This window comes from Streptomyces sp. NPDC059037 (assembly GCF_042740015.1).
Lineage (GTDB): Bacteria > Actinomycetota > Actinomycetes > Streptomycetales > Streptomycetaceae > Streptomyces.
Window position 1 is genome coordinate 1 of sequence record NZ_JBHYIG010000386.1, and the last position, 7,873, is coordinate 7,873.

At 69.5% G+C, this 7,873-nt stretch carries 7 protein-coding genes; 2 read left to right on the forward strand and 5 right to left on the reverse strand.

The window, feature by feature from the left end; genetic code table 11:
• Nucleotides 1-170 precede the first annotated feature (170 nt).
• Genes ACFWY6_RS42580 through ACFWY6_RS42590 form a run of 3 tightly spaced genes read right to left on the reverse strand, consistent with a single transcriptional unit; the run spans nucleotide 171 to nucleotide 3,101 of the window.
• Nucleotides 171-1,370: a dipeptidase gene (locus tag ACFWY6_RS42580; RefSeq protein WP_384702411.1), complete on the reverse strand. Its 1,200-nt coding sequence runs from the start codon at nucleotides 1,368-1,370 to the stop codon at nucleotides 171-173.
• Nucleotides 1,371-1,374: 4 nt separating this feature from the next.
• Nucleotides 1,375-1,920, reverse strand: coding sequence for a 5-(carboxyamino)imidazole ribonucleotide mutase (purE, locus tag ACFWY6_RS42585; RefSeq protein WP_384702414.1), 546 nt, complete (start codon nucleotides 1,918-1,920; stop codon nucleotides 1,375-1,377).
• Nucleotides 1,917-3,101, reverse strand: a complete 1,185-nt coding sequence (locus tag ACFWY6_RS42590) for a 5-(carboxyamino)imidazole ribonucleotide synthase (protein ID WP_384702417.1) — start codon at nucleotides 3,099-3,101, stop codon at nucleotides 1,917-1,919. Before ACFWY6_RS42590 ends, purE begins: the two co-directional genes overlap by 4 nt.
• Before the next feature lie 179 nt (nucleotides 3,102-3,280).
• Between ACFWY6_RS42590 and ACFWY6_RS42595 the strand changes: the two genes are divergently transcribed.
• Nucleotides 3,281-3,808, forward strand: coding sequence for a GtrA family protein (locus ACFWY6_RS42595; RefSeq protein ID WP_384702420.1), 528 nt, complete (start codon nucleotides 3,281-3,283; stop codon nucleotides 3,806-3,808).
• On the opposite strand, the gene ACFWY6_RS42600 is transcribed toward ACFWY6_RS42595, so the two are convergent.
• Both ACFWY6_RS42600 and ACFWY6_RS42605 read right to left on the reverse strand, forming a co-directional pair.
• Nucleotides 3,805-5,076 carry an ATP-binding protein gene (locus ACFWY6_RS42600; protein WP_384702423.1) on the reverse strand — a complete coding sequence of 424 codons (1,272 nt, stop codon included), beginning with the start codon at nucleotides 5,074-5,076 and terminating at the stop codon, nucleotides 3,805-3,807. The two genes, ACFWY6_RS42595 and ACFWY6_RS42600, sit on opposite strands and share 4 nt — an antisense overlap.
• Nucleotides 5,077-5,206: 130 nt before the next feature.
• A complete protein-coding gene (locus tag ACFWY6_RS42605; RefSeq protein ID WP_384702426.1) occupies nucleotides 5,207-5,884 on the reverse strand; it encodes a response regulator transcription factor in 678 nt (225 codons plus the stop codon).
• A gap of 426 nt (nucleotides 5,885-6,310) precedes the next feature.
• Between ACFWY6_RS42605 and ACFWY6_RS42610 the strand changes: the two genes are divergently transcribed.
• Nucleotides 6,311-7,807 (forward strand): peptide MFS transporter, encoded by a 1,497-nt coding sequence (locus ACFWY6_RS42610; RefSeq protein WP_384702429.1) that lies wholly within the window; start codon nucleotides 6,311-6,313, stop codon nucleotides 7,805-7,807.
• Nucleotides 7,808-7,873: the final 66 nt, after the last annotated feature.

The following is a 7,873-nucleotide window of genomic DNA, read 5'->3' on the forward strand; positions in this document are numbered from 1 at the left end:
TCCGCTTCCCGGTGGGCACCATCCCCCGCGCGGGCGGGCCCCCCCCGCCCGCCCGGGGGGGGGGGGCCACTCGCCGTACCCGGCGGGCGACGTGGCCCTGCCGGGAAGGCGCGCCTGGGGCCCTCCCCCGGAACCGCGGGGAGGGCCCATGCACGTACCCATGGAAGGGATCAGGCGTCCAGCTGCTCCAGCGTCGCCACCGACGGGCCCCTGCGGGACTGGACGTCCCGGGCCACGTCCTCCGCGGCGGCAAGGACCCGCACCGCGTTCTGCCACGTCAGCTTCGCGAGGTCGGCCCGCGACCAGCCGCGGTCGAGGAGCTCCGCGATCAGGTTCGGGTAGCCCGCGACGTCGTCGAGGCCGTCCGGCGTGAACGCCGTGCCGTCGTAGTCGCCGCCGATGCCGATGTGGTCTACGCCCGCCACCTCGCGCATGTGGTCGAGGTGATCCGCCACCGTTGACGCCGTCGCGATGGGGCGCGGGGTCGACTCCTCGAAGGCCGCGTGGACCTTCATCGCCTCCGGCGTCGTGTCCAGGTGGTGGAAGCCGTGCGCCCGCATGTTCTCGTCGGCCGCCGCAGTCCAGTCCACCGCGGCCTGGAGGACGAACTTGGGGACGAACGTCGCCATCGCCACGCCGCCGTTCGCCGACAGGCGCTCCAGGACGTCGTCCGGGATGTTGCGCAGGTGGTCGCACACCGCCCGCGCAGACGAGTGGGAGAAGATCACCGGGGCCACCGACGTGTCCAGCGCCGCCCGCATCGTCGTCGCCGCCACGTGCGAGAGGTCCACGAGCATGCCCGTGCGGTTCATTTCGCGGACCACCTCGTGGCCGAACGGCGAGAGACCGCCCACCCCCGGCTCGTCCGTCGCCGAGTCCGCCCACGCGATGTTGTCGTTGTGCGTCAGGGTCATGTAGCGGACGCCCAGCGCGTGCAACGCCCGCAGCGTGGCAAGGGAGTTGTTGATCGAGTGGCCGCCCTCCGCGCCCATCAAGGACGCGATACGGCCCTCGGTGCGGGCCTTCTCCATGTCCGCGGCCGTCAGAGCGCGGGCCAGATCCGAGGGATGGCGCGCCAGCAACTGCTCGACGCAGTCGATCTGTTCGAGCGTCGCGCTGACCGCCGCGTCGCCGGTCAGGTCCGTGCGGACGTACACCGACCAGAACTGCGCGCCGACACCGCCCGCCCGCAGGCGGGCGATGTCCGTGTGGAGGTTGCCCGTCTGGTCGGCCGCGATGTCGAGGCGGTCGATGTCGTAACCCGCCTTCTCGCGCAGCGCCCACGGCAGGTCGTTGTGGCCGTCGACCACCGGGAAGTCGGCGAGCAGGGCTCGGGCATCGGCAAGAGAGGCACTGTCCGGAGAAGTCATGCGCTTACTTTCCCGAGCCGAAGCCGAAACCGGAACCCGCGCCTTCGACCTTGGCCCGAAGCCGCTTGCCCTTCTCCGTGGCCTGCTCGTTCAGCTCCTGCTGGAACTCCCGCATACGGGCGAGGAGTTCGGGGTCGTGCGCGGCGAGGATACGGGCCGCGAGGAGGCCCGCATTGCGCGCGCCGCCGACCGAGACCGTCGCCACGGGGACTCCGGCCGGCATCTGCACGATGGAGAGGAGGCTGTCCATGCCGTCGAGATACTTCAGCGGGACGGGGACTCCGATGACCGGGAGCGGGGTCACCGAGGCGAGCATGCCCGGCAGATGTGCCGCGCCGCCCGCGCCCGCGATGATCGCCTTGATGCCGCGGTCGGCCGCCTGCTCGCCGTACGCGATCATCTCGTGCGGCATGCGGTGCGCGGAGACGACGTCGACCTCGTAGGGGATCTCGAACTCGTCGAGCGCCTTGGCCGCCGCCTCCATCACGGGCCAGTCGGAGTCCGAGCCCATGACGATGCCGACTACGGGGGACACAGGAGACGTGCTCATTCGGTGATCGTTCCTCTGAGGTAGCCGGCTGCGTGACGGGCGCGCTCGAGCACGTCGTCCAGGTCGTCGCCGTAGGTGTTGACGTGGCCGACCTTGCGTCCGGGCTTCACGTCCTTGCCATACATGTGGATCTTCAACTGCGGGTCGCGCGCCATGCAGTGCAGGTACGCCTGGTACATGTCCGGATAGTCGCCGCCCAGGACATTGGCCATGACCGTCCACTTCGCGCGCGGGCGCGGGTCGCCGAGGGGCAGGTCGAGCACCGCGCGGACGTGGTTGGCGAACTGGGAGGTGATCGCGCCGTCCTGCGTCCAGTGGCCCGAGTTGTGCGGGCGCATCGCCAGTTCGTTGACCAGGATGCGGCCGTCTGTCGTCTCGAAGAGCTCGACCGCCAGGTGGCCGACCACGCCGAGGTCCTTGGCGACGCGCAGCGCCAGCTCCTCGGCCTGCAGGGCGAGGGCCGCGTCGAGGCCGGGCGCCGGGGCGATCACCGTGTCGCAGACGCCGTCGACCTGCTGCGACTCGACGACGGGGTAGGCCACGGCCTGGCCGTGCGGCGAGCGCACGACGTTCGCCGCGAGCTCGCGTACGAAATCGACCTTCTCCTCGGCGAGCACGGGGACACCGGCCCGGAAGGGGTCTTCGGCGTCCTCGACGGAACGTACGAACCACACCCCCTTCCCGTCATAGCCGCCACGCACCGTCTTGAGGATCACGGGGAAGCCGTCGCCGCCGTCCAGGGCGCCCTCGGCCGCGAAGGCGGCCACATCGGCCGGATCCTTCACGATCCGATGGCGTGGACACGGCACGCCGATCTCCATGAGCTTCGCGCGCATCACGCCCTTGTCCTGGGCGTGCACCAGCGCGTCGGGCCCCGGACGCACGGGGATGCCGTCCGCCTCCAGGGCCCGTAGATGCTCGGTGGGTACGTGTTCGTGATCAAAAGTGATCACGTCGCAGCCCCTCGCGAAGTCACGCAGCGTGTCGAGGTCGCGATAGTCGCCGATGACGACATCGCTGACGACCTGCGCCGCGGAATCCTGAGGGGTGTCACTGAGGAGCTTGAATCTGAGGCCGAGGGGGATGCCCGCCTCGTGGGTCATGCGGGCGAGCTGACCGCCGCCGACCATGCCGACTACCGGGAACGTCACACCCCCAGGGTATCGGCCTGTATCGGCCATCGGAGAACGGCCGGATTCCACGCCCCGCACGGCCTCTCCCGTCACAGAGCCGCCACAGTGTGGAGACGTCCGCGCGCGGCGGACGGGGGTCGCTGGTTAGCATGGCTGGGTTGACGCGACCGAATGACCACATCGTCGACACGACCAAATTCGAATCGACGGGGGTTGGGGCGACCACCATGACGGAACGTGGCGCACTACGGGTGCGGCTGGATCGGCTCGCGCGCGAAGTCGTCAAGTTCGGGGCCGTGGGAGCGGTCGGGACGGTGGTGAACTTCGGCGTCTTCAACTTCGTACGCCATGTCTCCGACCTGCAGGTCGTGCGCGCGAGCGTGATCGCCACGGTCGTCGCGATCGCCGTGAACTACGTCGGTTTCCGTTACTTCACGTACAAGGACCGTGACAAGAGCGGCAGGACGAAGGAGCTCACGCTCTTCCTGCTGTTCAGCCTCGTCGGCCTGGTGATCGAGAACGGCGTGCTCTACGCGGCGACGTACGGCTTCGGCTGGGACGGCCGCCTGGAGTCCAACCTCTTCAAGTTCCTCGGCATCGGCATCGCCACCTGCTTCCGCTTCTGGTCCTACCGCACCTGGGTGTTCAAGACGCTGCCCGCGCGGGAGGCCGTCGCCCATGCGGAATCGTTCCTGGACGCGGAGCCCGCGCCCGCCAGGCCCGCGCCCCGGCGCACCGTGGAGCGCACCCGCTAGCGCACCGTGTCCTCGCTGTCGCGCTTCTGCGGCGGCGTACGCGAGAGGAACAGGCCGAACACCGGCGGCTTCGTCTGCAGCATCTCCAGGCGGCCGCCGTCGGCCTCGGCCAGGTCGCGCGCCACGGCGAGGCCGATCCCCGTCGAGTTGTGGCCGCTGATGGTGCGCTCGAAGATCCGTGCGCCGAGGTCGGCGGGGACTCCGGGGCCGTTGTCCGTGACCTCGACGACCGTCTGGGTGCCGGTGACACGGGTGCGCAGGGCGACGGTGCCGCCGCCGTGCATGAGCGAGTTCTCGATCAGCGCGGCCAGGACCTGGGCGACCGCGCCCGGCGTGCCCACGGCCTGCAGATGCCGCTTGCCGGAGGTGACGATGGCGCGGCCCGCGCTGCGGTAGGCCGGGCGCCACTCCTCCAGCTGCTGCTTGATGACCTCGTCCAGGTCGAAGGAGACGGCCGAACCGGTGCGCGGGTCACGGGAGTTGGTGAGCAGCCGCTCCACCACGTCGGTGAGCCGCTCGACCTGCGCGAGCGCGATCGTCGCCTCCTCCTTGACCGTGTCCAGGTCGTCGGTGACGGTGATCTCCTCCAGGCGCATGGAGAGGGCCGTCAGCGGCGTACGCAGCTGGTGCGAGGCGTCGGCGGCGAGGCGGCGCTCGGCGGTCAGCATGCGGCCGATCCGCTCGGCGCTGCCGTCCAGGACGTCCGCGACGCGGTCGAGCTCCGGCACCCCGTACCGCTTGTGGCGCGGCCGCGGGTCGCCCGAGCCGAGGCGCTCGGCGGTCTCGGCGAGGTCGGTGAGCGGGGATGCCAGGCGGTTGGCCTGGCGCACGGCGAGGAGTACGGCGGCGACGATCGCGAGGAGCGCGACGGCGCCGATGATCAGGAGCGTGCGGCCGACCTCCTGGGTGACCGCGGTGCGGGGCTCCTCGACGGTGACCCGCTCGCCCTCCTCGCCGTCCGCGGTGGCCCGGATGACGTCGCCGCCGGGACGGCTGCCGATCTCGACGGGGGCGCGGCCGGGGATCTCGATGAGGGCGTAGCGGTCGTTGTCGACCCCGGCCACGTCACGCAGGATCGCGGCGTTGATCCGCTCGTCGCTGATGAGCCGGCTGTCGACGATGCCGGCGAGGCGGACGGCCTCGGAGGTGACTCGCTCCTGGGCGCTGCTGCTGATGGTCCTCGTCTCGACCACGACGAGGCTCACCCCGAAGACGGCGATGACGACGAGGACTACGGCGAGGGTGGAGCTGATGAGGCGGCGGCGCACTATGCCCTCCGGGCAGGGGGAACGGTCTGACCAGTGTGCCCCGCTGTGCGGTCAGGATTTGGTCTGCGGGCCGTCTGTGGTTGCTCGCGCAGTTCCCCGCGCCCCTTGCGGGGCGCTCCTCAGGCCCGGGTCAGCTCTTCTCGAAGCGGAAACCCACGCCCCGCACCGTCGCGATGTACCGCGGGTTCGCCGCGTCGTCGCCCAGCTTCTTGCGGAGCCAGGAGATGTGCATGTCCAGGGTCTTGGTGGAGGACCACCACGTGGTGTCCCAGACCTCGCGCATCAGCTGGTCGCGGGTGACCACCCGGCCCGCGTCGCGGACCAGGACCCGCAGCAGGTCGAACTCCTTGGCCGTGAGCTGGAGCTCCTCCTCGCCCATCCAGGCGCGGTGCGACTCGACGTCGATCCGCACGCCGTGCGTGGCCGGCGGCTGCTGCGGCTCGGTGGCGCCGCGCCGGAGCAGGGCCCGGACCCGGGCGAGCAGCTCGGCGAGGCGGAAGGGCTTGGTCACGTAGTCGTCGGCGCCCGCGTCCAGGCCCACCACGGTGTCCACCTCGTCGGCGCGGGCGGTCAGGATGAGGATCGGCGCCGTGTGCCCCTCGGCGCGGAGCCGGCGGGCCACCTCCAGGCCGTCCATGCCGGGCAGCCCCAGGTCGAGTACGACGAGGTCGACGCTGCCCTGCAGACCTGCGTCGAGGGCGGTCGGGCCGTCCTGACGGACTTCGACCTCGTAGCCCTCCCTGCGCAGGGCGCGGGCCAGCGGCTCCGAGATGGACGCGTCGTCCTCGGCGAGCAGTACACGGGTCATGGGGTGATGGTAGTCCGCGCCGGACGACCGCCGTGGGGTGATCGACAGCTGATCGAATGCTTACGGTGGAAGCCTGCGGCTCTGTGGTGCGATCCTGAGAATCACCTTTAAATGTGGGCTGTTGGTTCCGTCATAACCTGTGATCCATCTCTCAAGTCCTTCCATATGCCGCGCTGTCGTGGCGTATGGTGACCCAACGCCTGATGCACTACTCAAGGACCTTTGGCCCGCTGTGCGCGCCTTAGGTCTCTTTTATGTGCGGGTTGGCTCAAGCCAGCCTTGAAAGGAATGACCTGTGGTCGGGCCCTGCGCGTGATGATGCGCCCAGGGCGTGGATCTCGGAGTCGTAAGACGCCGGTGCCGACCGCCCCCCACCGGGCGCGCACACGCACTTGCCGCGCGTCCCGAACCCACGAGGATCGACTCATGGCGTCCAGCCTGACGAAGGACTCGGCCAGTACCCCTGGCTCTGAGAAGACCTTCTTCGGCCACCCCCGCGGACTGGCCACACTCTTCATGACCGAGATGTGGGAGCGGTACAGCTTCTACGGCATGAAGGCACTGCTCCCGCTGTACTTGATCGCCCCCGGCGGCATGAACATGAGTGCCACGACGGCGACGGCGATCTACTCCGTCTACATGTCGATGGTCTACCTCCTCGCCATGCCCGGCGGCTGGATGGCCGACCGCTTCTGGGGGCCGCGCAAGACGGTCGCCATCGGCGCCGGTGTCGTCATCCTCGGCCACATCACGCTCGCGCTGCCGAGCTCGGCGTCGTTCTTCGCGGGTCTCGCGCTCGTCGCGCTCGGCTCCGGTCTGCTGAAGGCCAACATCTCCACGATGGTCGGCCACCTCTACGACGGTCCCGAGGACCCGCGCCGTGACGGTGGCTTCACGCTCTTCTACATCGGCATCAACATGGGTGCCTTCCTCGCCCCGCTGACCATCGGCACCGTCGGCGAGAACGTCAACTGGCACCTCGGCTTCGCGCTCGCCGCGCTCGGCATGGCCCTGGGTCTCACCCAGTTCATGATCGGCTCGCGCCACCTGAGCCAGGAGAGCAGCGTCGTCTCGAAGCCCGCGACGCCGCAGCAGCGCGCCTCCGCCCTGCGCACCGGCCTGATCTGGCTGATCGTCGCGGCCGCGCTCTACACGTTCCTCGGCGTCACCGGCAACTTCGCCGACTGGGCCCTGATGCCGCTGACCATCGCCGGTCTGGTCATCCCGATCGTCGTCCTGGTCCGCATGAAGCGCGACAAGGAGCTGACGACCCTCGAGCAGTCCAAGCTCTCCGGCTACGTCTGGTTCTTCATCGTCGCCGCCGTCTTCTGGATGATCTACGACCAGAACGGCTCGACCCTGTCGATCTTCGCCGAGGGCAAGACGACGAACAGCCTGCTCGGGATGGACTTCCCGACCTCCTGGTACCAGTCGCTGAACCCGATCTTCATCATGGCGCTGGCCCCCGTGGTCGCCTCCGCGTGGCTGTGGCTGAACAAGCGGGGCAAGGAGCCGAGCACGGCGGTCAAGTTCGCCTCCAGCCTCACGCTGATCGGCATCTCCTTCGCCGTCTTCCTCATCCCGCTGATCGACACCGCCAACAACGGCGGCAAGGTCAGCCCGATGTGGCTGGTGTCGATCTACTTCATCCAGACCGTCGGTGAGCTCTGCCTCTCCCCGGTCGGCCTCTCCGTCACCACGAAGATGGCGCCGGCGAAGTACACCGCCCAGATGATGGGTGTCTGGTTCCTCGCGGTCACCGCGGGCGACTCCGTCACCGGCCTGCTGACGTCCCCGCAGCTCGGCGTCAACCTGGACACATCGGGTGCGGTCGCCGTCGAGGCGGTCATCGCGGTCATCGCGGGCTTCGGCATCTGGATGAACCGCAAGAAGGTCAAGGAACTGATGGGTTCCGTCAACTGACCTTCCACCGCGCCTTCAGGGCCCGGATCTCGGATACAGCACGACGGCGAGGGCCCCGCACCGATG